Origin of the sequence: Fictibacillus sp. FJAT-27399, from assembly GCF_001510655.1 — a bacterium.
GTDB lineage: Bacteria > Bacillota > Bacilli > Bacillales > Fictibacillaceae > Fictibacillus_C > Fictibacillus_C marinisediminis.
Window position 1 is genome coordinate 827,578 of record NZ_LMVC01000001.1, and the last position, 25,991, is coordinate 853,568.

The following is a 25,991-nucleotide window of genomic DNA, read 5'->3' on the forward strand; positions in this document are numbered from 1 at the left end:
AGAGGAGATGAAGATTTTGGATTTTTCGTATTCTGAAAAAGTGAAAGACTTGCAGAAAAGGATCATCTTTTTTATGGAACAGTATGTATATCCGAATGAGGCTCTTTATGAAGAACAGCTTAATAAGCAAAAGGACCGATGGAGCGCAGTTCCGCCGATAATGGAAGAATTGAAAGTAAAAGCGAGAAAAGAAGGCTTATGGAATCTGTTCTTGCCTGACAGTGAAGATGGAGCTGGACTTACCAGTCAGGAGTATGCCCCGCTATGTGAAATTATGGGACGATCCCTCATTGGGCCAGAAGCCTTTAACTGCAGTGCACCTGATACAGGAAATATGGAGGTACTTGTCCGCTATGGAACGGAAAAACAGAAAGAGTCGTGGCTCAAGCCCCTTTTAGAAGGGACGATCAGATCCTGTTTTTCCATGACAGAACCCGAAGTCGCTTCCTCGGATGCCACGAATATTGAAGCACGCATTGAAAAGGATGGAGATGAATATGTCATCAACGGACGGAAATGGTGGTCATCCGGAGCCGGGGATCCTCGATGCAAAATTGCTATCGTGATGGGAAAGACCAATCCAGGTGCGAACCGGCATGAGCAGCAATCCATGATTCTTGTGCCTTTGGATACCCCTGGGGTGAAGGTGGAAAGGATGCTTTCCGTTTTCGGTTATGATCATGCTCCGCATGGACATGGAGAAATCACCTATGAAAATGTACGAGTGCCGGCTGAGAATATCATCTGGGGTGAAGGGAAAGGATTTGCTATCGCTCAAGGAAGGCTTGGACCGGGAAGGATACATCACTGCATGCGGCTGATCGGAGCAGCAGAAAGAGCGCTTGAAGAATTATGTAAGCGCGTTCAAAAACGGACAGCCTTCGGAAAACCAATTGCAAATCAAGGAGTAATCCGTGAATGGATCGCTGATTCAAGGATTGAAATTGAACAAGCCAGGCTCCTGACCTTAAAAGCAGCATATATGATGGACACCGTCGGCAATAAAGAAGCCAAGACAGAGATCGCTATGATCAAAGTTGTCGCACCTTCAATGGCGCTGCGCGTGCTGGACCGCGCCATTCAGGCTTTTGGAGGAGCAGGGGTCTCTGACGACTTTACACTTGCTGCCCAGTGGGCGAATGCAAGAACATTAAGGCTTGCTGACGGTCCGGATGAAGTCCACCGAGCACAGCTAGCCAGACTAGAACTTAAAAAATACCCGCAAGAACTGTTGGTCCATTAGAATTTTCAAAGAAAGAGGGCAGAAACATGAATGTACTCAAGCTGTTTGATTTAACAGGTAAAACAGCGATCATTACAGGCGGAGGAAGGGGATTAGGGCAGCAGATTGCCGAAGCGTTCGCTGAAGCAGGCGCCAACGTTGTTCTCTGTTCCAGAAAAGTTGAGGCCTGTGAGGAAGCAGCTCAGAAGTTAAAGCAACTCGGAATAAAGACACTCGCCTTGAAGTGCGATATCTCAAATCCGGAAGATGTTCAATCTGTGATCGATCGAACGCTGCAGGAATTTGATTCCATCGATATTCTCGTCAATAACAGCGGAGCGACATGGGGCGCACCCGCCGCAGAAATGCCATATGAAGCATGGAAAAAGGTGATCGACGTAAACGTGACAGGCACATTTTTAATGAGCCAGGCTGCAGGGAAAGTGATGATAGAACAGAAATCAGGCAAAATCATCAATATTGCCTCTGTTGCGGGACTTGGGGGCACAGATCCGCGTTATATGGATACGATCGGCTACAACACGAGCAAGGGAGCAGTCATAACTTTCACAAAGGATCTTGCCGTGAAATGGGGGCAGCACAATATTAATGTGAACGCGATAGCTCCAGGATTTTTTCCAACCAAAATGTCGAAAGTGCTCATTGAACACGGAAAAGATGCCATTCTAGAGGGGACGCCCCTCAACCGTTTTGGCAGTGATGATGATCTTAAAGGAGCCGCTCTTTTCCTTGCATCAAATGCTTCTAATTATGTTTCAGGAGACGTGCTGATTGTAGACGGCGGGGCACATGCCTTGTAAAGACAGAAGCAGGGAAGGGTTGAAGTTATGAGACTGCAGGGAAAAACAGCGGTGATTACAGGCGGAGGAGGGGGCATCGGCCGGGCTGCTGCTCTTCTTTTTGCCAAGGAAGGCGCGAAGCTGGCCATCGCTGACGTGAAAGAAGACTTTGGGGAAGAGACCATTCGTTTAATTAGAGAACAAGGTGGACAGGCCATTTTTATCAAAACAGATGTTACAGACTCTAGGCAGGTAAAAAAGGTGATCGACGCGGCCATTAGCGAGTTTGGGGCTCTGCATATTTTGTTCAATAATGCCGGTATCGGAAACCCTGAGGTAAAAAGTACAGATCTTCCTGAAGAAGAATGGGACCGCATTGTGGATATCAACTTAAAAGGGGTCTTCCTCGGAATCAAACACGGCGTTCCGGAACTGATCAAAGCCGGAGGAGGAGTCATCATCAATACTTCGAGCTTGCTTGGACTTAAAGGGCAGAAATACTTATCCGCTTATAATGCATCAAAAGGCGGAGTTATCCTGCTCACTCAGAACGCCGCACTTGAATATGGCAGACATAACATTCGAGTGAATGCCGTTGCTCCAGGAGTTATCGATACGAGCATCATCGATAACTGGAAGAACAATGAAAGAAAATGGCCGATCATCTCTACCGCCAATGCTCTCGGGAGGATCGGAAAACCTGAAGAAGTGGCAAGAGCGGTGCTGTTCCTCGCTTCAGATGAAGCATCATTTATTACAGGAGCCACTTTATCTGTGGATGGCGGCGGGCTGATTTTTTGAGTGTTTTTTAGAACGGGCTTCACTGGTATTTTCCCGACAAACTCATGACGTCAAAATTGGTTGACTTCTGTCGAGTATCATCTGATCGATAATAAAGTTTTTACCGCCAAAACAGCCATCTCATCAACTTTTAAAAATCTGGAGGGTTAATAATGAGCGAAAACAAAGTTTGGAAAAGCCATTATCCTGAAACCATTCAACCAGATATACAGATTCCTGACCTGTCCATCCCGCAGTTGCTTCAACAGACAGCAGAACGATATCCTAATTACAACGCTTTATCCTTTTATAGCCAAAAGACCACGTACGGTGAACTGCAGAATCTCGTAAACGGTTTTGCATCCGCTTTGCAGCAGTCGGGAGTGAAAGCCGGAGACCGTGTGGCCATCATGCTGCCGAACTGTCCTCAATATGTGATTACATACTATGGAGTCCTGACTGCCGGAGCGATCGTTACCCAGGTTAATCCGATGCTCGTTGAGCGGGAACTGCAGCATATCCTCGAAGACAGCGGAGCTGAGACCATCGTCGTCTATGAACCGCTTTATGAACAGGTGAAAAAGCAACAGCATGTTTCTCCTTTAAAACGGATCATCTCGGTTAGTTTTGATGAAAACCCAAAAGATATTTCACCTGACTGGTCTTTTTCTCAGTTTTTGCAAAGCGGCACCGGACGGATCGATCCTGCAGCGATCGCTCCTGAACAGGATGTTGCGGTTTTACAATACACCGGAGGGACAACTGGACGTTCCAAAGGCGCCATGCTGACGCATAAAAATATTATCGCTAACGTCCTTCAATCACATGAGTTTTTTAAATATAACATTGAGATCGGGAAAGAAAAGTATTTAACGGTCATTCCTCTTTTCCATGTGTTTGGCATGACTTCCTGTATGAATCTCGCAATCTATACCGCATCAGAATCAATCCTGCTCCCGAGATTCGACATCAATGAGGTTCTTCAAACAATTAAAAAAGAACAACCGACCGTTTTTCCCGGTGTTCCGACGATGTATGTTGCGATCACCAACCATCCGGAAGCTGAAAACTTCGGTATAGACAGTATAAAAGTGTGCAACAGCGGAAGTGCTCCGATGCCTGTCGAACTGCTTCAGGATTTTGAGAGAAAGACAGGTTCAAAGATTCTAGAAGGCTACGGATTATCAGAAGCCTCACCGACCACACATTGCAATCCGATGTTTTCTGAACAAAAAGAAGGGAGCGTAGGCATTGGTCTGCCGTCGACAGATTACCATATCGTGGACTTGGCAACAGGAACTGAAGACGTAAAGACAGGTGAACTTGGCGAGCTCATTATCAAGGGGCCGCAAGTCATGAAGGGTTATTGGAACATGCCGGAGGAGACAGAACATACCCTTCGCAACGGCTGGCTCTACACCGGAGATATAGCCAAGATGGATGATGACGGTTATGTCTTCATCATGGATCGCAAGAAGGATCTTATTATCGCGAGCGGCTATAACATCTATCCAAGAGAAGTAGAAGAAGTGCTGTATGAATTTCCATCCGTTCAGGAGGCCGTTGTGATTGGTGTACCTGATGCTTACAGAGGAGAGGATGTGAAGGCTATCGTCGTATTAAAAGCAGGGAAAACCGCGACAGAGGATGAGATTATTTACTATTGCAAACAAAATTTATCTGCGTATAAGATCCCGCATATCATCGAGTTTCGCGAGCAGCTGCCAAAGACGAATGTCGGTAAAATTCTGCGCAGAGCTTTGCGGGAAGAAGCAAGAATAAAGACAAGGTAGGGACAATTTTATAGATTCATTGAGAAAAGGAGAGAAAGAGAATGATATAATTTTGCCTGAAATTGATTAAAGAATGCGAGGACACAGACATGAAGGAAAAAATTACGGAATGCAGCATCCGTTTATTTGAGAAAAAGGGATTCAGTGAAACATCCATACAGGATATTGTTGATGCTCTTGGCGTAACAAAAGGGACTTTTTATTATTATTTTGCAAGCAAAGAAGAACTGCTGATGAACATTCACAACAGATATATTGATGAACTATTAAACCAGCAGGAACGAATCATCTCTGATGAAACGAAATCAAGCAAAGAAAAGCTGTTTGAGATCGTTTATGCGTTAATCGGCAACATCAGACAGGCCGGAGCCAGTGCAAAAGTGTTCTTCAGGGAAATCAAAAACCTGAACGAAGAGCGCCTCTCCCTGATTATTCCTAAACGGGACCGTTTCCGCTTTAATCTGGAGCAGTTGATCCATGACGGCATTGAAAACGGTGAATTTCGTTCTGACCTGAACGAATCCATCGTTACGTTTGGAATTCTTGGCGCAGCTAACTGGAGCTATCAATGGTTCAATCCGGATGGAATGATGTCAGAAAGAGAAGTAGCCGAAATATTTGTAGAAATGATTCTAAATGGCATAGCACATAGAAATTGATACTAATTAACGGGAGGCTATACGATGAAAGCAGAAGATGTACAGCAGATTACTGTATTAGGTGCAGGCGAAATGGGACATCAGATCGCCATGCTGTGCGCGCTTGGCGGATTTGAAACTGTCATACAGGACGTGCAGGAACTGGCGCTTTCCAAAGCAGAGAGCAAACTCAATGCCATTATGGACAAATGGGTGACTAAAGGAAAGCTTTCTGACGATCAGAAAGAAGCGGCTTTTCAGCGCCTTCGTTTCACAACAAGCTTTGAAGATGCGGTCAGAAATACCGATTTTGTGATTGAAGCTGTTGTGGAAAAACTGGATGTTAAACGAGAAGTGTTTGCGAAGCTTGAGCAGTTGGCGCCTGAGCATACCATTTTTGCAACCAACAGTTCAACAATCGTCAATAGTCTGATTGCTTCAGAGACAAACCGTGCGGAGAAGGTAGTTAACATGCATTTCTTTTTCCCGCCTCTCGTGATGGATTGTGTGGAAGTGGTGATGAGTGACCAAACATCCGAAGAAACGGCTCAGCTGACGATGGAGATTTGCAAGCGGATCAACCGTACCGCAGTTCTGCTTAAAAAAGAGATTTCGGGTTTTATTGCCAACCGTATTTTGGGTGCGCTGCAGAAAGAAGCCGTTTACCTGTATGAACAAGGAATCGCTGACTATAAAGACATCGATATCATCTGCCGTAAAGCATTGAACCACCCGATCGGACCATTTGAACTTATGGACTTATCCGGCATCGATGTCGGCTACTATGTCATGGAACAGCGCTATAAAGAGACGGGCGATCCAGAAGACAAGCCGTTTGCCTGCATTGAAGAGAAGGTGAAGCAAGGCCATTTAGGGAGAAAAACCGGCAAAGGCTGGTACAACTATGAAACTGAAGGAGTGAAACTATAATGGGAAAATATCTTGAGGTAGTAAAAGACCATCATCTCGCTGTCATTACGATAAACAATCCGCCGCTGAATGTATTGAGCAGAGCCGTATTCCAGGAGCTTGATGATACGTTCATGGAGTTGGAACATGACCGGGAAACGGTAGCTGTTGTACTAACGGGAGAGGGAGAAAAAGCATTCGTTGCTGGAGCCGACATTAAAGAGTTTCCTCAGATGATGGGGAACCCTGATATGAGGGCACAAGTGATGGAGGTCCATTATATCCTAAACCGAATTGATTCTTTTCCAAAGCCTACGATCGCTGTCCTGAACGGCTTGACACTCGGAGGCGGCTGCGAACTTGCCCTTTCATGCGATATGAGGATTGCGGAGGAACACAGCCAGATCGGATTGCCTGAAGTTACCCTCGGATTATTTCCTGGCGGGGGAGGAACACAGCGTCTTCCCCGCTTAGTGGGAGAAGCGAAAGCAAAAGAAATGATGTTTACAGGGGAACCGATTTCAGCAGCCGCAGCTGAACGAATCGGACTGGTCAATAAGGTAGTTCCTTCCGGTGAAGGACTGGTCAGTGCCAAACAGTTGGCAAGTAAAATCACCCGCCACTCTCTTCAGGCTCTATCACGAATTAAACAATCGGTTGATGTAGGCATTAACAAATCCTTGAATGAAGGCATCGAAGTGGAAGCTTCTCTGTTTCAGGAAGTGTTCCAAACGGAAGATATTAAAGAGGGCGTTCAGGCATTTTTTGAAAAAAGAAAACCAGCCTTTCAGCATCGTTGATCGGTAAGAGGCAGAAAGTGAGGAAAGACATGCATGAAATTGAACTGACGGTACGGTTCTGTGAAACGGATGCCCTGGGCCACATTAACAACACGAGTTATTTTATTTATCTGGAAGAAGCGAGGGTCCGCTGCTTTGAAACCCTCGGCCTTGAAATGAACACGAACGAATGGAGCTTTATTCTTGCTTCCACAAAATGTGACTTCATGGCACAAGGTTATTTTAACGAAAGACTAGTGGTGCGGACCGGGGTATCAAAAATCGGAACAAAAAGCTTTACATTGGAACACGAAATCTATAAAGCAGAAACCGAGGAGTTAGTTGCGAGAGGGAATGCAGTCATTGTGTATTTTGACTTTAAAACACAGCAGACTGCTCATATACCAGAATTTCTGCGCGACGCATTGAAAGAGAATCTAGTATTGCAGACTCAAGAGTCAGAATCTTGAAATAAATGAATCGAGGAGGAGGAAGACATGAGTAAGGATACGATAGCCGTTCGCCAGGGAGAAGAACTGGATCTTGCTGCTCTTGAGCGTTTCCTTAGGCATTCCATGGATGAATTGCCGGAAGAGACGCTGGAAATCCTGCAGTTCTCCGGTGGCCATTCCAATTTGACGTATCAGCTCAAAATGGGAGAATGGGAAGCCGTTCTGAGGAGGCCGCCGCTTGGCCCCGTTGCGCCAAAAGCCCACGATATGGAGCGGGAATTCCGTATTCTGTCTGAGATTCATGAAATGTTCCCGCCTGCTCCAAAGCCTCTTCTTTTTTCAAAAGGAGAGGAGATCGTTGGCCGACCGTTTTTCTTGATGGAAAGAAAACATGGAATCGTAGTTGATACCTCTTTTCCGAAGGGAGTCCAGGTGACTCGGCATCTATGCGGCCAGATTTCCAGTGAGATGGTGAATCAGCTTGTCCAGCTGCATGCCATTGACTACAAAAAAACAGGATTATCTGAAATCAGCAAGCCTGATGGGTTCATGGAACGGCAGGTGCATGGATGGATATCCAGATATGATCGTTCGAAAACCGATGATATTCCGGAAGTAAAGCATTTGACCACATGGATTGCGGACCATATCCCAACACAGCAGCCCGTTTCCATGATCCATTATGATTACAAGCTCAATAACAGTATGTTTGATCAGCGCTTGAACCACATGACAGGATTGTTTGACTGGGAGATGAGTACGGTTGGAGACCCCCTCGCCGATCTTGGAGTCGCCATGGGATACTGGATTGAAGCCGATGATCCCGATCTTTTGAAAACGGGACTGGGAAAACCGCCTGTAACCACTATGGAAGGTTTTTTTACGAGGGAACAGTTTATAGAGGAATATGCTAAAAAAAGCGGTAGAGACGTTAGCGCAATCAATTTTTACTTAACGTTCGCCTATTTCAAACTAGCTGTTATCTGCCAGCAAATCTATTACCGGTATAAAAAAGGGCAAACCGAGGATGCCCGCTTTTCACAATTTCATCACTTTGTCAAAAGCTTGATCCTGCATGCCTCCCATACTGCTTTTGGACAATGAGGTGAAGAGATGAAAGTCCATTTGCTTTTGAAAAAGGAAGAGATCCATTCTGAAAAGATGGCTGAAAATAACAAGATTGCCGTGGTACTTGATGTCTTGTTGGCGACCACGACCATCGTATCTGCGTTGTATCAAAGAGCAAAAGATGTAATTCCTGTGAAAGACCACAAAGAAGCGCGGGAGTTATCAAAAATGTTCCAAAAGGGAGATTACCTTCTGGCCGGAGAGCTGCATGCCAAACCAATTGACGGTTTTCTATATCCGAGCCCTTTATTGCTCAGCCGCCAAGTCCAGGGAAAAACACTTATCTTATCCACGACGAACGGCACAGTGGCTCTTCGAAAAACAGCAGGGGCACAAAAAGTATATATTTCTTCTTTACTGAATAATACAGCGACTGCTAAGGCTTTGTTACATCACAATAGTTCGAGTACGATCGTTATCATCTGCTCCGGCAATTCCGGAGAGGTGAGCCTCGAGGATGTATATGGAGCAGGACATCTCATTACGGCGTTAGTTGAGCTGGGTGGAGAACCGCTGGAGCTGAGTGACGCTGCCCAAACGGCCTACTATCTGTATAAAGGAAACAGACAGAATGCTTATCAGGTTCTTCAGTCGTCCTATGTTGGAAATTTATTTGCCAGATACGGCTTATTTGACGACTTGGATTTTGCCTCTGCTGTCGATGCAGCCCCTGTTGTTGCGGTGCTGAAGGATGGGAAAGCCACCATTGAACAAGCGCGCGCCCAACAGCAATCTTAAACACAGAAAGGGAGGGAACTTTCATGGCACAAACCGGTACGAGAGTGAAAGGCTCCGGATTTTTATTTTCATCCATAGATTTGGAGCACTTGTTTACCCCGGAGGATTTCACTGAAGAACATGTGATGATCAAGGCAACGGCCAGGCAATTTATTGAAAAAGAAGTCGGACCTTATCGTGAAAACATCGAGAGCCAGGATTTTAAACGGATTGTTTCTTTATTAAAAAAAGCAGGGGAGCTTGGCCTTTTGGCTCACAGTATTCCTGAACAATACGGCGGGCTGGGCCTCGATAAGATCAGCAAGGGCATCGTCGGTGAGATGGTCGGCCCTTCAAGCGGATACGGCGTAGCGCATTCCAATCATACGTGTATAGCCACACTGCCAATCACCTATTTCGGTACACCAGACCAAAAGAAAAAATACCTTCCGAAAATGGCATCAGGCGAATTCCTAGGTGCCTATTGTCTGACAGAACCGAATGCCGGCTCAGATGCCTTGGCCGCGCAAACGACAGCAGTCCTGAACGAGGAAGGCACTCATTATGTTTTAAACGGTACAAAAATCTATATTACCAACGCTGTTTTTTCAGACACCTTTATCGTGTATGCCAAAGTGGATGGATCGAAATTTACAGCCTTTATTGTTGAAAAGGATTTTCCAGGCTTAGCACTTGGACCCGAAGAAAATAAAATGGGGATCAAAGGTTCATCGACCCGGTCGGTTATTCTTGAAGATTGTCTCGTACCCGTGGAAAACCTGCTTGGCGATATCGGAAAAGGCCATGTTATCGCCTTAAATGTCCTGAACCTTGGAAGATTTAATCTCGGATCCGCCACCATGGGAGCTGCAAAATACGGGTACCAGAAAGCGGTACAGTTTATTCAGGAACGTAAACAATTTAAGCAGCGGATCGCTGACTTTCCAGCTACGAAAGAAAAAATCTCCAAACTGGCTGCCCGCCTGTATGCGGCAGAATCTCTCCAGTACCGGACGGCAAGCTTAATTGAAGATGCTCTTCGAGATCTGAATGATTCTTCTGATTTGAAAACTGTCGGAACACGGTTGAGTGAATACTCCACAGAATGTGCGATCTGTAAAGTCTATGGATCGGAAACATTGGATTATATCGCTGATGAAGCGCTTCAGCTGCATGGCGGTGCAGGATTTATAAAAGAATACGGGATTGAACAGATGTACAGAGACTCAAGGATCAACCGTATCTTTGAAGGTACGAACGAAATTAACCGGCTGCTGATCCCAACCCACCTTTTTAGAAAGGCAATAAAAGGGGAGATCGACCTTCAAACCTCTATCCAAGGTGCGGTCCGGTCCTTGCAGCAGGCGAAGGAACAAGGCACCTCCCTTATGGCTGCAGAACGGCACGCTATAGAAACCATACGCCATCTGTTCCTTCTCTCTGCAGGTATAGCCTATGAAGCATTTGGTGATGGACTGATTCAGGAACAGGAGGCTTTAATGGCACTCGCTGATTTAGCCATAAACCTTTATGCAGCTGAATCTTCTGTATTCCGTACTTTGAAAGCCGTCAAGAAAAGCGGGGCTGAAAAGGCAGCCCTCAAAACAGCCCTGACCCACACGATATTAGAAGACAGTCTGTGGGAAGCTGAAATGCTGGCACGCAAGCTTGTCCACGAACTGACGGATGGTGAGAAAACAAATCAGCTTGTATTGTTGATCACGCAATCTTGTAACTGCTGTCATCAATTTGGGAAAAGTGTCGCTAGAAACCGCATGATCGCAGAGAAACAATATGAAGCAAATACTTTTATTTGCTAAAGGAGCAGGGTTATGAAGTTCACGCACTCTATTGCCCTAATCACCGGAGCCGGCAGCGGAATAGGGCAAGCCGCTGCAATCAAACTGGCGAAAGAGGGAGCCAAAATGATTTTAGTCGGCCGGACAAAGTCTAAACTGGAAAACACGTCGACAGAGATCAGCAAAATTCCCAATGCTCAGGCAGCGGGAATTTTCACAGCAGATGTAACGAGTGAAAAAGAAGTTGAGGGATTGGCAGAACACGTCCAATCGCAATTTGGTGAGCTGCACGTGCTGATCAATAATGCAGGCGGCAGCTCCCAAACAAGAATCATGGAAACTGCTGCCAGTGAATGGGATCACGTACAAAGCGCTAACTTAAAGAGCGTGTTTCTCGTTTCTCGTATGCTAGGAAAAATCATGATTGATGGTGCCAAAAAAGAAACAAACCGGCAGAACCGGGCCATTGTCAATGTAGCCTCCCTTTCGGGACATCAGGCAGGTGCCCATATTCCGCATTACAGTGCTGCAAAAGCCGGGGTCATCAATTTTACGAGAGCACTTGCCTTGGAACTATCCCCTTATTGCATCCGGGTCAACTCTGTTTCTCCCGGTTTTATTGAAACACCGCTCACAGAAGAAGGCCTTGAGAATGAACAATTTGTAAGAGCCATCAAAAAAAATACCGCATTAAAAAGGGTCGGCAAGCCGGAGGAGATCGCCAATATTATATCTTTTCTAGCATCGAGTGAAGCTTCTTATATGACAGGGTCAGACGTACTAGCTGACGGCGGCTGGCTCATCATGTAATTAAAGGAGGAGAAAATAATGAATCAAGAACACCTTTTAGTAGAATTCGAGGGTCCGATAATGATCCTCACCTTAAACAGACCGGAGAGTTTAAATTCCTTCAGCGAGGAAATGATCACCGGATTGACCGATGCATGCGCTGAAGCACAAAACCGAGAAGATATAAAAGTCATCGTGCTCAAGGGAGCTGGTCGCTCTTTCAGTGCAGGCGGTGATGTCAAAACGATGGGGCAGGCGACTTCCAATGATGTGTATCAGCATATCGGCAAACTCAACCGCTGCATCCTGGCGATGAAAGAAACGGAGATTCCGATCATTGCTGCTGTCCACGGATTTGCTGCGGGGGCCGGCTTTAACCTTGCGATGGCCTGCGACTTAATCGTCTCTGCAGAAGACAGCAAATTTGCGCTGAGTTTCTCACAGGTCGGACTGATCTCTGATGGAGGAGGCTCTTACTTCCTGCCTAAGCTCATCGGGCCTCATCTAGCAAAACAGTTCTTTTTCAGCGCCGAGCCGATTTCAGCAGAGAGACTTTATCAACTAGGAGTAATCAATTACCTGGCTCCACTTGAAAGGCTGGAGGCTGAAGTGTTCAAATTGGCTGCTAAACTGGCAAACGGTCCTGTGGCAGCCTTTGGAAAGATGAAAAAGCTTATTGATGCTTCCTATCAATCTACCCTTGAAGAGATTCTTGAGCAGGAACGTTTAAACCAGACACTTATGATCTCAACAGAAGATCATCAAGAAGGCATTTCGGCGTTTAAAGAAAAAAGACAGCCCGTGTTTACCGGCAAATAGGAGGATGACGATGAAAGCAGTACGATTTAAAGAATATGGCGGACCGCAAGTGCTGGAGAATGTTGAACTCGACAAACCTGTTCCTAAAGGACATGAAGTACTGATTGAAATCCATGCTGTCGGCGTGAATTATGCGGATACGGCACGCAGAGAAGGCCAATATGTCATTCCTACACCTTTGCCATTTGTTCCTGGAGCTGAAGTCGCAGGGGTCGTTGTTGAAACAGGAGAGAAATCCGCTCACATAAAACCTGGCACAAGGGTCGTGACCTTAATCGAATCCGGTGGCTACGCAGAATATGCGCTGGCTGATGGAAGATTTGTAATACCGATTGATGACCATCTCGATTTTCAGCAGGCTGCTGCATTGCCTCTGCAGGGATTAAGCGCCTACCATATTCTTAAAACGATGGGAAGGCTTGAAGAAGGAGAAACGGTGCTCGTTCATGCGGCAGGCGGAGGAGTCGGAACGATCGCTGTCCAGCTTGCGAAGCTTTTTGGAGCCGGAAAAATCATAGCAACTGCCAGTTCTGAGGACAAGCTGGAACTTGCGCGGCAGATGGGCGCTGATGTGGCGGTCAACTATACGGAGGATGGCTGGGAAAATAAAGTTCTCGAAGCAACAGATGGCAAAGGCGTAGATGTGGCTCTAGAAATGGCAGGAGGCGATGTGTTCCATAAGACACTGAAATGTCTCGCTGTGTTTGGCAGGATTGTTGTTTATGGTGTCGCTAGCGGGGAGCCAAGCAAATTTTATCCTTCGAACCTTATGGGAAAAAATCAATCCGTGATAGGATTTTTCCTTCCGCAGATCATGAGAAGGCCTGACCTGTTAAAGCCAAGCCTTCAGGAGCTGTTTACGTATCTGGCTCAAGGCAAGCTGAAACTGACCATCGGTGAAGTTTTCCCTTTAAGAGAGGCTGCACAGGTTCATGACCTCATGCAGTCAAGAAAGACAAAAGGAAAGCTGCTGTTAAAGCCATAATAATAGAGAAGAACATACAATTAAAAAAGAAAAATATGCCTCTTCATCAGTGAAGAAAGCTTCAGGAAGAAGAAAAATTGTAAGATGAGGCAGTGTCTGGACGATGAATTCAATGGTGGAAACGGTGACAGGTCCTATCTCTGTTAGACATTGATTTCTGGGGAGATTTAATGAAGAAGAGGAACTGCTCATGGAGAATTGGACACCTGCTCATCTTTCCCTCAACATCCTGCCTGAATTAAAGGAAAGAGGAGTGACCATTATGCAATTTGAAAAAATGTTTAATGAGAATGCCAAAGGTCTTTTCAGCGGGGTGACAGAGAAAGTCATTTCTTGATAACAGCATGCGAAAAGGGGCTGTCCAGAAAGTCGAAAATTGACCTTCAGGCAGCCCCTTTTTGGCTTGAAAAATCTTCAATGAAAAGTTAATTGAAGTGGAAGATGCGAGACTCCTGCGGGACTAGCNCCCTTTTTGGCTTGAAAAATCTTCAATGAAAAGTTAATTGAAGTGGAAGATGCGAGACTCCTGCGGGACTAGCGTGACAGGTGAGACTCCCGCCGGTGCTTGCACCAAGAGGCTCACCGCACGCCCCGCGGAAAGCGAGCAGCCTGGAACGGAAATCAACAGCTTACAGACTTCTTGGACAGCCCCTTTTTTATGATAATTGAATGGCATCTTCAACAGGATAGAGGGATAGATCAATATCCAGTTCCATCTCTAACGCCAGTTTAGCAAGCTGCTCTCCGATAAAAGGACCCATCGTTAGCCCTGAAGCACCGAGTCCGTTGGCAAACAGAATTCCTTCCCAGCCAGGCAGTTTCCCAATCACAGGCAGAAATCCTGGAGTAAATGGGCGAAAGCCTGCTCGAGCCTCGGTGAATGAGGCATCAGACAGACCCGGGGCGGTTTCTAATCCTTTATTAAATACTTCATGCAGACCTCCGGCTGTAATACGATGGTCATAGCCATCAGGATCGTTTTCATGAGTCGCCCCGATAATGATGCGGCCATCCTCGAGCGCCAGCACGTATTGATCACTGGGCGGCATCACAACAGGCCAATGACTCGTGTCAGTATCATGAAACTGCAGATGAACGATCTGCGCTTTTTGATACGTTACTTTCATATGGATTCCCAATGGTTCAAACAGCGCATTCGCCCACGCCCCTGCACATACGATAACCTTGTCCCCTTCTATCGATTCGCCACCGGCTTTAACACCGGTTACTCTATTTCCGCTGAATAGGAGAGAGGCATCTTCCTTCACCAAGAGAGCTCCATTTTTTTGTGCGCCGCGAAGCAAAGCATCACGAAGAGCACGTCCATCAACCCGTGCCGCGCCGCTCACATGCACGGCACCATAGTCTTCTTTTAGAGCAGGGAACAGAGCTTGAGCTGCCTCAGGAGTCAGGATTTTTATTTCTCCCATTTCAGGTGCTTCTTCTTTCCGTTTCAACGCACGTTCTTCCATCTTCCACAGTTTTTCATGGTCATGATGCAGGCTGACGGCACCTACACGAGCATAGCCCGTTTCTGTTTCACCATCTGCTCGCAGCTGTTCAATTAAAGCCGGATAAAAGGCTGCGCCGTTTTTAGCCAGTGCATACCATGCTTTATTCCGCCTCTGAGACAGCCATGGGCAGATGATGCCTGCTGCAGCATCTGTGGCTTGCCCTTGGTGTTTCCGGTCGACAACGATGACCTCAGCACCTTTTTTGCTTAAAAGATAAGCGGCAGACGCCCCGAGGATTCCTGCACCGACGATAACATATCTTTGCATTTTTTCAGCATCCTTTACTTGGTTGATCCATTTCTATTATAACCGAATCATTGAATAGAGAAAAAAGTCCATTTTATGTATAATAAGAGGTGTTGAACGGTAAGTTGTGTTATTGAAAATGAAGTTGAAAGAGAGTGGAACATAATGGGACGTAAGTGGAACAACATTAAAGAGAAAAAAGCGTCAAAAGATGCCAATACGAGCCGCATCTACGCTAAATTCGGCCGTGAGATCTACGTGGCGGCAAAGCAGGGAGAACCTGATCCTGAATCCAACCAGGCATTAAAAGTCGTTCTTGAACGTGCAAAAACATACAGTGTGCCTAAAAATATCATCGATCGTGCCATTGAAAAGGCGAAGGGCGGATCGGATGAAACGTATGACGAGCTTCGTTACGAAGGATTCGGCCCAAATGGTTCAATGGTCATCGTTGACGCGCTAACAAATAATGTGAACCGGACGGCTGCGGATGTGCGTGCAGCCTTCACGAAAAATGGCGGGAACATGGGTGTTTCCGGCTCAGTGGCCTATATGTTTGATGCGACAGCCGTATTTGGCATCGAAGATAAAACGGAAGAGGAAGTACTGGAAATCTTAATGGAAGCGGATGTTGACGCCCGTGACATTATTGAAGAAGACGGTTCTGTCATCGTGTATGCAGAGCCAGACCAATTCCATGCTATACAAGAAGCATTCAAGAATGTCGGGATTACCGAATTTGCAGTAGCCGAGCTTACCATGCTGGCACAAAATGACCTGTCCCTTCCTGAAGATGCACAGAATCAATTTGAGAAAATGATCGATGCGATCGAAGACTTGGAAGATGTTCAGCAGGTTTACCACAACGTAGACCTTAGTGAATAAAAAGAAAAAGGGGCTGTCCAGTAAGTCGAAAATTGACCTTTAGGCAGCCCCTTTTTGGCTTGAAAAATCTTCAATGAAAAGTTAATTGAAGTGGAAGATGCGAGACTCCTGCGGGACTAGCNCCCTTTTTGGCTTGAAAAATCTTCAATGAAAAGTTAATTGAAGTGGAAGATGCGAGACTCCTGCGGGACTAGCGTGACAGGTGAGACTCCCGCCGGTGCTTGCACCAAAAAGTAGGCGTTCACGCCGGTAAGGCTCACCGCACGCCCCGCGGAAAGCGAGCAGCCTGGAACGGAAATCAACAGCTTACAGACTTCTTGGACAGCCCCTTTTTGTTATTGTTATGTATTCTACTATGCACTTTTAGACAAAGGAGTATTCGATAATTTCCTTTTCTTGAATTTCAATCCAAGATAGTGAACAACCCAGCGGTCCATACCGATTCGCCCAGCATTTGCTCCTGCTGCCAGAACGATCATACCTGCTAGAACCATTTGCGGGTTGACAGATGTTGTACCGGAGAATAAATATGCAAAGTTCATTGTAAGCCCCATGAGAACCGCTAAACTAGTAAACATACCTAACAGGAGCCCAAGACCTACCAAAAATTCTCCCCAGGGAATGAGCGCATTAAAGATTTCAGCATTCGGCAGAGCGACTTGCCGCAAGAAATCACCCCACCAGGGCTGAACAGCAGGATGATCACCAGAAACTTGCTTAAGAGCCCCCAGCATAAAACCACTGGCATCAAAATGTCCGCTGCTGATTTTTTCCCATCCTGCCTGAACCCACTTAACTCCAAGATACAACCGAAGAAGTGTAAGCACATAAGAGGCTAAACGATTTTCTCTTAACCATTGAATAAACATAGAATTCCTCCTAAATAACAAATGATAACGATTATCATTTTCACATCAAATTCTAACTTGGTCAATGCGAAAATAGTTTCATTACCAAACTCTCTGCTTAGTTAAGAAGAACCATTATATGAAGTAATAAAAATTGTCCGGCCGCATGAATAGCTGATTTTCGTTCCAGGCCCGCTTTCGCTTTTCTTTGCATTCTTCCATCTTTTTCAGAATAAAATCTCTCAGATTGAATATAGTTTACTAGAAACGGACGGAAGAAGGTGAATTCTATGAGACTTCAAGCAGTGTACTTTTGGATTCTCATCATGATTTCTACGACAGGGTTCAGTTATCTTTATTTATCCTCGCTATTTACTGTTGGGTTCCTTGTTACCGGGCTCATCATGGTGTGTTTAGCCTACATTGCCATTGATCTTAAAGAGGAGGAGGAATGGGATGAGAGACAGCAATAACGGCTTGTTTTCAACGGGTATAAAGGTTTCTCTCCTTAGCATTCTTCTATTCTTTGTAGCGGGATTTATATCATCCGCAGAAATTAAGTTCGATGTATCTTCGTCCCTTGTTAAAAAGTGGTTTAATAACTTTACAACGGAAGCCTTGGTATATGCCATCGGATCAGAGAATCCTTATTATACGCAGGTACTTCCAAAAGAGAGCAAACCGCCAGCCGCTTCTTCCATCATGCTGCAGCTTATGACCAACCTGAGGCCAGGGGACCCGCGAAGTTTGATCGGAACGGAACTGCCGGGCTTTGCGATCTATGATTCAGAGATTTATATTGCCGGAAAAGGGACAACCTATTCTACATTGCCGATTGAACCGACATTGCCCCTTCAGGAAATTCTAAAGCCGAACGAACCGAATAAAAAGAATGTGAATATCGATAACCCGAACGAAGATATTCCTCCGCCCAAATTAAAAACGAAAGGCCAGGTCGTTTATATTTACCATTCACACAGCTATGAATCATTCAGGCCGATCCTGCAAGGAGGCAAATTTACAAGTTCCAATCCAAAGACCAACATTATAGCGGTAGGTGACCGGTTAAAACAGGATCTGGAGAGCAGAGGGATTGGCGTAGACCATGACACCACTAACGTAGGGGAAAAGTTAAATGCCAGAAAGTGGAATACCAATCGAGCGTATGCACTGTCACGAGAAACCGTCCAGCATGCCGTCTCACAAGACCGTGATCTATCTTACCTAATTGACATCCATCGTGATTCTCAGCCTAGGAAAATGACAACGATCTCTATCAACAACCAGCCTTATGCGCGATTATGTTTTATCGTTGGAAGGGAACATCCGTCTTTTGAAAAGAACCTTCAGATCGCAGAAGAACTGAACAGTCTTGTAAATAAAAAGTATCCTCATCTCAGCCGGGGGGTCATTATTAAGAATAAATCCCAAGGCAACGGCATATACAACCAGGATCTTTCGAACAACGCCATGCTGATTGAAATGGGAGGAATCGATAACGACTTCCGTGAACTGTACAGAACCGCAGATGCTTTTGCAGATGTGTTCAGCAGCTTTTACTGGCAGGCAGAGAAGGTAAATGGGAATGCGAATTAGAATATAGTGAGAGGAGCTGTTTCAGCGGCTCTTTTTTTATGAAAGATGAAGGGGGATAAGAATGAATCGGATCGAATATGAATGGGTCAAACAGACGAGAGAAATTCTTTTGAAATTTTGTGATGAGCTTCAACCTGAAGATTTCACAAGACACATTGATGGGTTCGGCTTCCAAAGTGTGCGGGATTCACTGCTTCATGTTGCAAACTGCTATCATGGATGGCTCGGTTCCTATATTTTATTGCAGACGAAAACGCCTCTGACACCAAAAGAAAACATTTCAAAAACAAGTTTAGAAGAAATTAAACAGAGATTTATCCAGGCTGATGCCTATGTTGATGATGTCCTTAATGATTTGGATGGGCAGATGGATGAGCTTATCATAAGAGCCATCCCTTGGAGAGAGCATGGAGAACCTATTTCCATTTCAGCTGCACAGCTTCTTCTGCATGTGGTAACACACGAATACCATCATAAAGGCCAAATTATGGCGATGGCCAGACATATGGGTTATGAACCGCCCAATACAGATGTGCTGGGGGTTGGGGATTAATCAAATTTTTAATTATTGTACGAAGAGCATTTTCATTGTATATGAAATGCTCTTTTTTCATGCGTAAAAACCAACATTCCGGCAATCAGATAAATTTAACAATTTCACGTACCGTATTTTAAATATTAAAAAAATTAAATTATATTTAAAGATCTAAACTCAAAATCTACCTATTTTGACAATTACATGTTATTTTTCAACATTCCATCATTGACTCGCAAGTAACTTATCGATATAATGTCAGAAAATATAACATTGAAATGTAAGGGGTATTTACATGTTAGTACGTGATGAAGTAAATCCAAATATTAACATTCGAATTTCACCATCAGAACTTTTAAAAATGCTGCAATTCATGAAAACAAAAAAAGAACAAGAAATTGAACGGATTAAAAACAAGATTAATAAATACGTCCAAAAGAAAAATGCCGAAGATGCCTTTTATCAATCACTATCCCCTTTTCGAAAATTATTTACAGGCCGTTCTCCCAGCCATCATCAAGCAGTTGAATACATTGCACATGTAAAAGAACCACTTAAACAAATTGATAAATTAAAACAAGGTTTATTTGAGCTGGATCATTCCATCCACGGTCTAAAAGAAGAACCATCAAAAGATGAGATTATCCTTTCACGCACTATTATTGGGGAAATAAAGATGAATCGGAAATCGGGGAAGGAAACAACATGACCATTCATACACTAAATACAGGGTTAGATACCATTTGGGTTGTCTTGACTGCAGCTATGATTATACTAATGGAGGGTGGTTTCGCTCTATTAGAAGCCGGATTCGTCAGACATAAGAATAACGTAAATATTCTCATGAAGGTATTTGCAGACATTACAATCGGTACCCTTTGTTTTTACCTTATTGGGTTTGGTTTAATGTATGGAAAGGATTTGTCGGGCTTAATTGGAAGTAACGGATTTATGATAAAAGGAGATCTCTCACATTTACACTTTTTAATTTCTGTTGATACCTTTTGGTTATTCCAAGCAGCGTTTGTTATTGCCGTCATTTCCATTGTATCTGGCGCTGTTGCTGAGCGTATTAATTTCCGTGCCTACATTCTTTATGCCGTTATCATGACAACCTTTATTTACCCGGTTGCAGGCCACTGGGTCTGGGGCGAAGGATGGCTCGGAAAGCTTGGAATGCAGGACTTTGCAGGTTCTGCGGTTATTCATGCACTAGGTGGTTTTTCTGCTTTAGCCGCAGCAATATTTATCGGTCCTCGAAAAGGAAAATTCACTCCTCAAGGAGTTAGTACAGTCTCCTTGCCAAGTAATCTTCCCTTAGCATCTGTAGGCGCCTTCTTACTTTGGTTTGGATGGTTTGGTTTTAATGCGGGAAGTACGTTAAGTGCCACTGATGCCAGAATTGGACATATTGCCATTGTAACCATGCTGTCAGCAGCATCAGGCGGTGCAGCAACAATGCTTTATACCCTTTTTCGTTATAAGCGCTCTGATGCCCCTTCGGTTATTAATGGATCATTGGCTGGGTTGGTAGGGATCACAGCAGGATGTGCTTTTGTCAGTGATCCTTTTGCTATCCTTATTGGAGCTGTATCTGGTCTGCTTATGCTTTTCGCCACTTATTGGTTAGAGATCAAAAGGATTGATGATCCTGTAGGCGCGTTTCCCGTTCACGCGGTTTCAGGAATATGGGGAACCATAGCGGTAGGGTTGTTTGCAACAGATAAAGGTCTTATTACGACGGGTAACTGGCACCTGTTAAGCGTTCAGTTTTTAGGATTACTCGTCTTGTGCATATGGGGTTTTGTCTTAACCTGGATGGGACTTACATTGATTCAATTGTGGATACCTGTCCGCTCGACTGAAGAAGAGGAAGAGGTTGGATTAGATATTAGCTACCACGGTATGGTAGCCGCTTTTCAGGAACAAGAGTTTATCAAATACGAAAGTAATTACCTCCATCATAAAGATGATGATTAATAGAATGAATATTGAACCAAAGGCACATACCCACCTTCATTTTACGTTGCAGGTGGGTTGTTTTTTATTTACATTAATCATATTTATAACCAACAGGTGGGCAGAAGGTATGAAATCCTGCAAAAATAGAAGGCTGCGAACCCCGATTTTATTACTTACGGTAAAATTACCTGAATTTTCTTGACATTTGTTGATGAAGTAATGCATAATATTCTTTAAAATTATCTGGTGCGTTAATAGGGGCCAGTAAATATGCTATCAGGCGAAAGAGAGTGGAATTCATCAGGCTGAGAGATTCCATCGCTGAAGAAACTATTGAACCTACCCCTTGAGCTGCTAGGCGAATAACCTGGCCGTTTCCCTCGTTACGGGTTTTAAGAGAGTATCATCTGCCTAGATGATACTAATAAAGGTGGTACCGCGGATGACAGACTCTTTCCGTCCTTTTTTTAAGGATGGGAAGGGTCTTTTTTAGTAAACAAAAGGAGTGGCGGATACATGAGCAAAAGACGAATCGTTGTAAAAATCGGGAGCAGTTCCCTAACCAACAAGAACGGCGGACTAAGTAAGAGTAAACTTACCGAACATGTGGAAGCAATCGTCCAATTAAGAAAACAGGGACATGAAGTTATCTTGATCTCTTCTGGCGCGGTGTCAGCGGGGTTTGCCGATTTAGGGTATCCCGCGCGTCCTGTAACAACAGCCGGGAAACAAGCCGCTGCAGCTGTGGGGCAAGGGTTATTAATTCAAGCTTATACTGAAATCTTTAAACAACATGGAATTGTTGCTGCCCAACTGCTGTTAACACGGAATGACTTTTATAAAAAAGAGCAGTACAGTAATGCCTATGCGACGTTATCCGAACTGTTAAAACGTTCCGTTCTTCCAATCATTAATGAGAATGATTCCGTTTCGATAGATGAATTGACCTTTGGAGATAATGATATGCTCTCCGCCCTTGTCAGCGGCCTCGTGCATGCAGATTTTTTGATGATATTGACGGATATCAATGGACTGTATGATCAAGATCCTCGAACGGTTCCAACAGCTCACCGGTATGATTTTCTTTCCGACATTACAGATGACCATATTCAGATGACGAACTTGGCGTCGGCATCAAAATTTGGTACAGGAGGTATGAAATCAAAACTCCTGGCCTCAAAAACCGCTCTCTCGCTGGGGGTAAACGTCTTTGTCGGTACAGGCTCCCATCAGGAAAAACTCCTTCATATTTTAGATGGCATGGGCGACGGAACATATATCGGCAATTCGCCTGCCACTCCATTAAAAACACAGAAACAATGGTTGGCTTTTCATTCACCGATCAGCGGAATCATTGAAATTGATGATGGAGCAGCAAAGGCTATTCTGTTCGACGGAAAAAGTTTGTTGCCAGCGGGAATTCGTGCTGTCAGTGGTGTGTTTTCAACCGGGGAAGTGGTAGAAATCATCAATTCCGCAAAAGAAGTCATCGGTAAAGGCCAGGTTCAGTATTCCTCTGAAGACTTACAAATCATTAAAGGATTAACGAGTCAAGAAGCGATGGAAAAGACCAAGAATACTCACCCTGAAGTAGTTCATCGCAACAGATGGCTGTCCATGATAAAGGAGAGAATCGTATGAAAGAATTAATTACCAAAGCAAAAAAAGCAAAAAAAGCGGTCACTGAACTCATCACAAAAACGACTTCACAAAAAAACGAAGCGTTGCTGCGCATTGAGGACCAGTTGATCCAAGAGATACCCTACATCTTTCAGGAAAATAATAGAGATATAGAGCATGCTCGAAACACTGGTGTGCATGAGTCCTTAATTGACCGACTGATGCTGAATGAGCAAAGAATAAAGGATATGTCAAAGGCACTGGTGCAGCTAGCGTCTTTACCCGATCCAACAGGAAACGTGCTAGAGAGATTTGAACGTCCCAATGGGCTCATTATTGAAAAGGTAGCTGTCCCGCTAGGAGCCATTGGGATGATTTATGAAGCAAGGCCCAATGTCACTGTAGATGCCGCCAGTCTGTGTTTAAAGACTGGAAACGTAGTCCTGCTTCGAGGAAGTTCTTCAGCTATCCATTCAAACAAAGCGTTAGTTTCTGTGATCCACCGTGCACTTGAACTTAGTGATCTCCCAGTAGATTCTGTTCAGTTAATCGAAGATACGAGCCGTGAGACAGCTGTAAAGCTGTTTAAAATGAACGACTATCTTGATGTTTTGATTCCGAGAGGCGGGAAGGCGTTAATTCAGGCCGTCGTCGAAAACGCTTCTGTTCCCGTTTTAGAAACAGGTGCCGGAAACTGCCACGTTTATATCGATAAAAGTGCTGATAAGAAAATGGCGATTGACATCGTTCTCAACGCCAAAACCCAACGTCCGTCGGTTTGTAATTCTATAGAAACCGTGCTCGTTCATGAAACCTGGGCGAAAAAACATATGAAAGAGATGGTCGAAAACCTCATAGAGAGAGGGGTCGAGCTGCGAGTCGACCAGAACATTCATGAGCTCTTTCCAGCCATTGTATTAGCAACCGAGGAAGACTGGCAAACAGAGTACTTAGATCATATTTTAGCGATAAAAACCGTGTCGGGCACATCGGAGGCCATTGAACATATTAACCGCTATGGTTCTAAACATTCCGAAGCCATCATCACGGAAGCTGAAGATAACGTTCGTTCATTTTTTCAATTGGTAGATGCCGCCGCGCTTTATCATAACGCCTCAACCCGTTTCACCGATGGCCATGAATTCGGCTTTGGCGCTGAAATCGGCATCAGTACACAAAAGCTTCACGCTCGTGGGCCGATGGGCTTGCCCGCCTTAACCTCAAGCAAATATGTGATCAGAGGAAACGGACAGATACGGGAATAGGAAGTGACGTTGTGAAACCGAGCAGCGGATATCCGCTGCTTTTGTTTGTTGTTATATACTTTTTGAAGGGTATAATAAGGAATACACTATAAGGAGGTACATATATTTATGAATGTAATTAGACATACACTTGATAAGCTTCGGGATCCTACCAATATTCTCGAAGGGGATCGATACGAATTTATCATACATATAGAGGTTGAAGAAGACGATGAACTGTATATGGAAAATGGTGTATATATTAAACTGATTTATGCTGCTCTGCCTCAAGAGCCCCGAATTGTTCAATACCACTTATACGAAGACACAACAAACAATCCTCTTGATTTTGAATTAGAAGACGACGAAGTAGATGAGCTTAAGGAATTCTGCCGAAGCCAAGTGCAGTAAAACAATAAAAACATTAAAACAGTATCCATCAAAATTTATGGTTACTGTTTTTTTCATTTAAGATTCATCTTCATTTAGCTGCTGTCATGATGCACTTCAATTCCACCAAACCCGGGGTTGTATCGGAAATTTTCGACTGAAATTATCTCTTTCTTTGATATTATTGGAGATAGGATATAGTTTCCTGTTATTGAATGTAAGAAGAAAAAATTCTTAAATAGGTAAGGGGAATATTCATGATTCACTATCAAAAAAATGGTTTGACCGTTTTTCAAAGTGCGCTTTGGCAAACAACAAGTACAGTAGTAGAGGAAGATGAGTTTGTCCTTATTGTCGATCCTTCTTGGCTCCCCCATGAAATTAAAGCCATTCAAGAACACGTTGAGGAGCTTAATCGAAATAAAGAAGTATATCTTTTATTTACCCATGGAGATTTTGACCATATTATTGGTTACTCAGCGTTCTTAAATGCTAAGGTCATTGCAAGCGAAGGTGTGAGTAATCATCCTGCTAAAGATTATAAACTTGGTCTTATAAAGGATTTTGATCGTAAATATTACATAGACAGGCCTTATCAGCCTAAATTTCCAGTTGTTGATATTGAGATCAACAAAGATGGCCAGCAGCTTGCATTAGGAAGCACAACGTTAACCTTTTATTTATCGCCTGGTCATACTCATGATGGAATATTTACAATCATTGAGCCTCAGGGGATTTGGATTGCCGGGGATTACCTTTCGGATTTTGAACTTCCTTTTGTATTTGATAGTGTAAAGGCTTATCAGTCAACACTACTAAAAGCAAATACAATATTGGATAAACATCATCCAAGTGTTTTGGTACCCGGCCATGGCAAAACAACTGAAAGTAAAGAAGAGATGAAGCAAAGAATTGAAGCATCCCAAACCTATCTTTCCCGGTTAATAGAGGCTGTTAAAAATGAAGATGAACAAACATTAAGCCAGTTAAGGCAGGAGATGCCGTATGAATCAAGTTTTACTTCAAGCTGCCACGAAGGAAATGTGCAGCAAGTGAAAAGGGAGTTTGCGAACGAATGGGGGAAGCAATGAGATTAGACATTATACATACGAACGACCTTCAAAGTCATTTTGAAAATTTAGAAAACTGGTACACAGTGGCTACATCCGATTACCTTCATCGGGGTTCAGGGTATGAATCACTTGCTAACAACAGAAATCAAACGTTCCTGGCTGAAGAAATAAAAGACGTGATCCGAATTTATGCAAGTAAGAAAGAGTTTGTCGAAAGGGCTTAAGTTTCTAGATGGATTGATCAAGAAAATCATAGGTTGATGGTGTAGAAGTGGAATCCAGTCCATTAATACTGAAAATTCATTCAAAGTGTCCCGGAATATTCCTGGGATACTTTTTTAATGCAGCTTTGAAATAGTCATTTTATTGTATACTACGGGGAATAGTACAAGCTTATTTATATCTTTAAATAATATTTTCAGGTAAAAAAAGAAGATTTTATAAGTCCCAAAGCAAGAAATTAGAACC

The 25,991-nt window shown here is 44.1% G+C and carries 30 protein-coding genes; 26 read left to right on the plus strand and 4 right to left on the minus strand.

All coding sequences use genetic code 11. The annotated features are described in order from the left end of the window. Window positions 1-16 precede the first annotated feature (16 nt). The 15 genes from AR335_RS04175 to AR335_RS23585 all read left to right on the plus strand — a co-directional run bounded on the left by AR335_RS04175 (window position 17) and on the right by AR335_RS23585 (window position 13,947). The gene (locus tag AR335_RS04175) at window positions 17-1,243 is read left to right on the plus strand and encodes an acyl-CoA dehydrogenase (protein WP_062232242.1); all 1,227 of its coding nucleotides are present in this window, start codon (window positions 17-19) and stop codon (window positions 1,241-1,243) included. A gap of 26 nt (window positions 1,244-1,269) precedes the next feature. Next, window positions 1,270-2,043: an SDR family oxidoreductase gene (locus tag AR335_RS04180; protein ID WP_062232244.1), complete on the plus strand. Its 774-nt coding sequence runs from the start codon at window positions 1,270-1,272 to the stop codon at window positions 2,041-2,043. Window positions 2,044-2,070: 27 nt separating this feature from the next. Continuing rightward, complete coding sequence (locus tag AR335_RS04185) at window positions 2,071-2,823, plus strand: SDR family NAD(P)-dependent oxidoreductase (protein WP_062232245.1); 753 nt, start codon at window positions 2,071-2,073, stop codon at window positions 2,821-2,823. Window positions 2,824-2,975: 152 nt separating this feature from the next. After that, on the plus strand, window positions 2,976-4,595 hold the full coding sequence (locus AR335_RS04190; RefSeq protein WP_062232247.1) for a long-chain-fatty-acid--CoA ligase: 1,620 nt from the start codon (window positions 2,976-2,978) through the stop codon (window positions 4,593-4,595). Between the two features lie 89 nt (window positions 4,596-4,684). Further along, window positions 4,685-5,254, plus strand: coding sequence for a TetR/AcrR family transcriptional regulator (locus AR335_RS04195; RefSeq protein ID WP_053354223.1), 570 nt, complete (start codon window positions 4,685-4,687; stop codon window positions 5,252-5,254). A 24-nt stretch (window positions 5,255-5,278) separates the two neighbouring features. Further along, window positions 5,279-6,163 (plus strand): 3-hydroxyacyl-CoA dehydrogenase family protein, encoded by an 885-nt coding sequence (locus AR335_RS04200; protein ID WP_062232248.1) that lies wholly within the window; start codon window positions 5,279-5,281, stop codon window positions 6,161-6,163. Beyond that, window positions 6,163-6,942, plus strand: a complete 780-nt coding sequence (locus AR335_RS04205) for an enoyl-CoA hydratase (protein ID WP_062232250.1) — start codon at window positions 6,163-6,165, stop codon at window positions 6,940-6,942. Before AR335_RS04200 ends, AR335_RS04205 begins: the two co-directional genes overlap by 1 nt. A gap of 29 nt (window positions 6,943-6,971) precedes the next feature. Beyond that, window positions 6,972-7,391, plus strand: a complete 420-nt coding sequence (locus AR335_RS04210) for an acyl-CoA thioesterase (RefSeq protein ID WP_062232567.1) — start codon at window positions 6,972-6,974, stop codon at window positions 7,389-7,391. A 27-nt stretch (window positions 7,392-7,418) separates the two neighbouring features. Then, window positions 7,419-8,477 carry a phosphotransferase family protein gene (locus tag AR335_RS04215; RefSeq protein ID WP_062232252.1) on the plus strand — a complete coding sequence of 353 codons (1,059 nt, stop codon included), beginning with the start codon at window positions 7,419-7,421 and terminating at the stop codon, window positions 8,475-8,477. A gap of 9 nt (window positions 8,478-8,486) precedes the next feature. Continuing rightward, window positions 8,487-9,239 carry a 2-phosphosulfolactate phosphatase gene (locus AR335_RS04220; protein WP_062232253.1) on the plus strand — a complete coding sequence of 251 codons (753 nt, stop codon included), beginning with the start codon at window positions 8,487-8,489 and terminating at the stop codon, window positions 9,237-9,239. A gap of 23 nt (window positions 9,240-9,262) precedes the next feature. Beyond that, window positions 9,263-11,038 (plus strand): acyl-CoA dehydrogenase family protein, encoded by a 1,776-nt coding sequence (locus AR335_RS04225; RefSeq protein ID WP_062232254.1) that lies wholly within the window; start codon window positions 9,263-9,265, stop codon window positions 11,036-11,038. 12 nt (window positions 11,039-11,050) lie between these two features. Next, on the plus strand, window positions 11,051-11,827 hold the full coding sequence (locus AR335_RS04230; RefSeq protein WP_062232256.1) for an SDR family NAD(P)-dependent oxidoreductase: 777 nt from the start codon (window positions 11,051-11,053) through the stop codon (window positions 11,825-11,827). A gap of 18 nt (window positions 11,828-11,845) precedes the next feature. Next, complete coding sequence (locus tag AR335_RS04235; protein ID WP_062232258.1) at window positions 11,846-12,625, plus strand: enoyl-CoA hydratase/isomerase family protein; 780 nt, start codon at window positions 11,846-11,848, stop codon at window positions 12,623-12,625. A 10-nt stretch (window positions 12,626-12,635) separates the two neighbouring features. Beyond that, window positions 12,636-13,610, plus strand: coding sequence for a quinone oxidoreductase family protein (locus tag AR335_RS04240; protein ID WP_062232259.1), 975 nt, complete (start codon window positions 12,636-12,638; stop codon window positions 13,608-13,610). Window positions 13,611-13,800: 190 nt separating this feature from the next. Continuing rightward, complete coding sequence (locus tag AR335_RS23585) at window positions 13,801-13,947, plus strand: hypothetical protein (protein ID WP_156418842.1); 147 nt, start codon at window positions 13,801-13,803, stop codon at window positions 13,945-13,947. A 162-nt stretch (window positions 13,948-14,109) separates the two neighbouring features. Here the strand turns inward: AR335_RS23585 and AR335_RS25095 are convergent, their stop codons facing one another. Both AR335_RS25095 and AR335_RS04250 read right to left on the minus strand, forming a co-directional pair. After that, window positions 14,110-14,235: a hypothetical protein gene (locus tag AR335_RS25095; protein ID WP_255357535.1), complete on the minus strand. Its 126-nt coding sequence runs from the start codon at window positions 14,233-14,235 to the stop codon at window positions 14,110-14,112. A 31-nt stretch (window positions 14,236-14,266) separates the two neighbouring features. Next, the gene (locus AR335_RS04250) at window positions 14,267-15,391 is read right to left on the minus strand and encodes an NAD(P)/FAD-dependent oxidoreductase (RefSeq protein ID WP_062232262.1); all 1,125 of its coding nucleotides are present in this window, start codon (window positions 15,389-15,391) and stop codon (window positions 14,267-14,269) included. Between the two features lie 144 nt (window positions 15,392-15,535). On the opposite strand from AR335_RS04250, the gene AR335_RS04255 reads away from it, so the two are divergent. Continuing rightward, window positions 15,536-16,255: a YebC/PmpR family DNA-binding transcriptional regulator gene (locus tag AR335_RS04255; protein ID WP_062232264.1), complete on the plus strand. Its 720-nt coding sequence runs from the start codon at window positions 15,536-15,538 to the stop codon at window positions 16,253-16,255. Window positions 16,256-16,410: 155 nt separating this feature from the next. Here AR335_RS04255 and AR335_RS23590 read toward each other — a convergent pair whose 3' ends face one another. Next, window positions 16,411-16,557, minus strand: a complete 147-nt coding sequence (locus tag AR335_RS23590) for a hypothetical protein (RefSeq protein ID WP_156418804.1) — start codon at window positions 16,555-16,557, stop codon at window positions 16,411-16,413. Between the two features lie 51 nt (window positions 16,558-16,608). Further along, entirely contained in the window at window positions 16,609-17,124 is a 516-nt protein-coding gene (locus AR335_RS04260; protein WP_062232265.1) for a DoxX family membrane protein, read from the minus strand. Window positions 17,125-17,393: 269 nt separating this feature from the next. Between AR335_RS04260 and AR335_RS04265 the strand changes: the two genes are divergently transcribed. From AR335_RS04265 to AR335_RS04310, 10 genes are all read left to right on the plus strand, one after another. Beyond that, the gene (locus AR335_RS04265) at window positions 17,394-17,576 is read left to right on the plus strand and encodes a hypothetical protein (RefSeq protein WP_053354213.1); all 183 of its coding nucleotides are present in this window, start codon (window positions 17,394-17,396) and stop codon (window positions 17,574-17,576) included. Continuing rightward, window positions 17,560-18,699 carry a stage II sporulation protein P gene (locus AR335_RS04270; RefSeq protein ID WP_062232267.1) on the plus strand — a complete coding sequence of 380 codons (1,140 nt, stop codon included), beginning with the start codon at window positions 17,560-17,562 and terminating at the stop codon, window positions 18,697-18,699. Before AR335_RS04265 ends, AR335_RS04270 begins: the two co-directional genes overlap by 17 nt. Before the next feature lie 61 nt (window positions 18,700-18,760). After that, entirely contained in the window at window positions 18,761-19,252 is a 492-nt protein-coding gene (locus tag AR335_RS04275; RefSeq protein WP_053354211.1) for a DinB family protein, read from the plus strand. A gap of 277 nt (window positions 19,253-19,529) precedes the next feature. Then, window positions 19,530-19,943, plus strand: a complete 414-nt coding sequence (locus AR335_RS04280) for a hypothetical protein (RefSeq protein ID WP_053354210.1) — start codon at window positions 19,530-19,532, stop codon at window positions 19,941-19,943. Then, window positions 19,940-21,214 (plus strand): ammonium transporter, encoded by a 1,275-nt coding sequence (locus tag AR335_RS04285; RefSeq protein WP_062232268.1) that lies wholly within the window; start codon window positions 19,940-19,942, stop codon window positions 21,212-21,214. Before AR335_RS04280 ends, AR335_RS04285 begins: the two co-directional genes overlap by 4 nt. A 498-nt stretch (window positions 21,215-21,712) precedes the next feature. Further along, window positions 21,713-22,837 carry a glutamate 5-kinase gene (gene proB / locus AR335_RS04290; protein ID WP_062232269.1) on the plus strand — a complete coding sequence of 375 codons (1,125 nt, stop codon included), beginning with the start codon at window positions 21,713-21,715 and terminating at the stop codon, window positions 22,835-22,837. Beyond that, entirely contained in the window at window positions 22,834-24,081 is a 1,248-nt protein-coding gene (locus tag AR335_RS04295; protein WP_062232270.1) for a glutamate-5-semialdehyde dehydrogenase, read from the plus strand. The genes proB and AR335_RS04295 overlap by 4 nt, the downstream gene beginning before the upstream one ends. 108 nt (window positions 24,082-24,189) lie before the next feature. Further along, entirely contained in the window at window positions 24,190-24,471 is a 282-nt protein-coding gene (locus AR335_RS04300; protein ID WP_062232271.1) for a DUF6509 family protein, read from the plus strand. 236 nt (window positions 24,472-24,707) lie between these two features. Next, entirely contained in the window at window positions 24,708-25,541 is an 834-nt protein-coding gene (locus AR335_RS04305) for an MBL fold metallo-hydrolase (RefSeq protein WP_062232272.1), read from the plus strand. Next, on the plus strand, window positions 25,538-25,747 hold the full coding sequence (locus AR335_RS04310; RefSeq protein ID WP_062232274.1) for a hypothetical protein: 210 nt from the start codon (window positions 25,538-25,540) through the stop codon (window positions 25,745-25,747). The genes AR335_RS04305 and AR335_RS04310 overlap by 4 nt, the downstream gene beginning before the upstream one ends. Window positions 25,748-25,991 lie beyond the last annotated feature (244 nt).

What these genes read in the sequence shown, in the direction of transcription:
- AR335_RS04280 (WP_053354210.1), top strand. Translation starts at nt 19,530, where the DNA reads ATGTTAGTACGTGATGAAGTAAATCCAAATATTAACATTCGAATTTCA.
- AR335_RS04275 (WP_053354211.1), top strand. Translation starts at nt 18,761, where the DNA reads ATGAATCGGATCGAATATGAATGGGTCAAACAGACGAGAGAAATTCTT.
- AR335_RS04230 (WP_062232256.1), top strand. Translation starts at nt 11,051, where the DNA reads ATGAAGTTCACGCACTCTATTGCCCTAATCACCGGAGCCGGCAGCGGA.
- AR335_RS04215 (WP_062232252.1), top strand. Translation starts at nt 7,419, where the DNA reads ATGAGTAAGGATACGATAGCCGTTCGCCAGGGAGAAGAACTGGATCTT.
- AR335_RS04195 (WP_053354223.1), top strand. Translation starts at nt 4,685, where the DNA reads ATGAAGGAAAAAATTACGGAATGCAGCATCCGTTTATTTGAGAAAAAG.
- AR335_RS23585 (WP_156418842.1), top strand. Translation starts at nt 13,801, where the DNA reads ATGGAGAATTGGACACCTGCTCATCTTTCCCTCAACATCCTGCCTGAA.
- AR335_RS04210 (WP_062232567.1), top strand. Translation starts at nt 6,972, where the DNA reads ATGCATGAAATTGAACTGACGGTACGGTTCTGTGAAACGGATGCCCTG.
- AR335_RS04180 (WP_062232244.1), top strand. Translation starts at nt 1,270, where the DNA reads ATGAATGTACTCAAGCTGTTTGATTTAACAGGTAAAACAGCGATCATT.
- AR335_RS04265 (WP_053354213.1), top strand. Translation starts at nt 17,394, where the DNA reads ATGAGACTTCAAGCAGTGTACTTTTGGATTCTCATCATGATTTCTACG.
- AR335_RS04255 (WP_062232264.1), top strand. Translation starts at nt 15,536, where the DNA reads ATGGGACGTAAGTGGAACAACATTAAAGAGAAAAAAGCGTCAAAAGAT.
- AR335_RS04240 (WP_062232259.1), top strand. Translation starts at nt 12,636, where the DNA reads ATGAAAGCAGTACGATTTAAAGAATATGGCGGACCGCAAGTGCTGGAG.
- AR335_RS04190 (WP_062232247.1), top strand. Translation starts at nt 2,976, where the DNA reads ATGAGCGAAAACAAAGTTTGGAAAAGCCATTATCCTGAAACCATTCAA.
- AR335_RS04250 (WP_062232262.1), bottom strand. Translation starts at nt 15,391, where the DNA reads ATGCAAAGATATGTTATCGTCGGTGCAGGAATCCTCGGGGCGTCTGCC.
- AR335_RS04270 (WP_062232267.1), top strand. Translation starts at nt 17,560, where the DNA reads ATGAGAGACAGCAATAACGGCTTGTTTTCAACGGGTATAAAGGTTTCT.
- AR335_RS04310 (WP_062232274.1), top strand. Translation starts at nt 25,538, where the DNA reads ATGAGATTAGACATTATACATACGAACGACCTTCAAAGTCATTTTGAA.
- AR335_RS04220 (WP_062232253.1), top strand. Translation starts at nt 8,487, where the DNA reads ATGAAAGTCCATTTGCTTTTGAAAAAGGAAGAGATCCATTCTGAAAAG.
- AR335_RS04225 (WP_062232254.1), top strand. Translation starts at nt 9,263, where the DNA reads ATGGCACAAACCGGTACGAGAGTGAAAGGCTCCGGATTTTTATTTTCA.
- AR335_RS04295 (WP_062232270.1), top strand. Translation starts at nt 22,834, where the DNA reads ATGAAAGAATTAATTACCAAAGCAAAAAAAGCAAAAAAAGCGGTCACT.
- proB (WP_062232269.1), top strand. Translation starts at nt 21,713, where the DNA reads ATGAGCAAAAGACGAATCGTTGTAAAAATCGGGAGCAGTTCCCTAACC.
- AR335_RS04205 (WP_062232250.1), top strand. Translation starts at nt 6,163, where the DNA reads ATGGGAAAATATCTTGAGGTAGTAAAAGACCATCATCTCGCTGTCATT.
- AR335_RS04185 (WP_062232245.1), top strand. Translation starts at nt 2,071, where the DNA reads ATGAGACTGCAGGGAAAAACAGCGGTGATTACAGGCGGAGGAGGGGGC.
- AR335_RS04305 (WP_062232272.1), top strand. Translation starts at nt 24,708, where the DNA reads ATGATTCACTATCAAAAAAATGGTTTGACCGTTTTTCAAAGTGCGCTT.
- AR335_RS04200 (WP_062232248.1), top strand. Translation starts at nt 5,279, where the DNA reads ATGAAAGCAGAAGATGTACAGCAGATTACTGTATTAGGTGCAGGCGAA.
- AR335_RS04285 (WP_062232268.1), top strand. Translation starts at nt 19,940, where the DNA reads ATGACCATTCATACACTAAATACAGGGTTAGATACCATTTGGGTTGTC.
- AR335_RS04235 (WP_062232258.1), top strand. Translation starts at nt 11,846, where the DNA reads ATGAATCAAGAACACCTTTTAGTAGAATTCGAGGGTCCGATAATGATC.
- AR335_RS04260 (WP_062232265.1), bottom strand. Translation starts at nt 17,124, where the DNA reads ATGTTTATTCAATGGTTAAGAGAAAATCGTTTAGCCTCTTATGTGCTT.
- AR335_RS04300 (WP_062232271.1), top strand. Translation starts at nt 24,190, where the DNA reads ATGAATGTAATTAGACATACACTTGATAAGCTTCGGGATCCTACCAAT.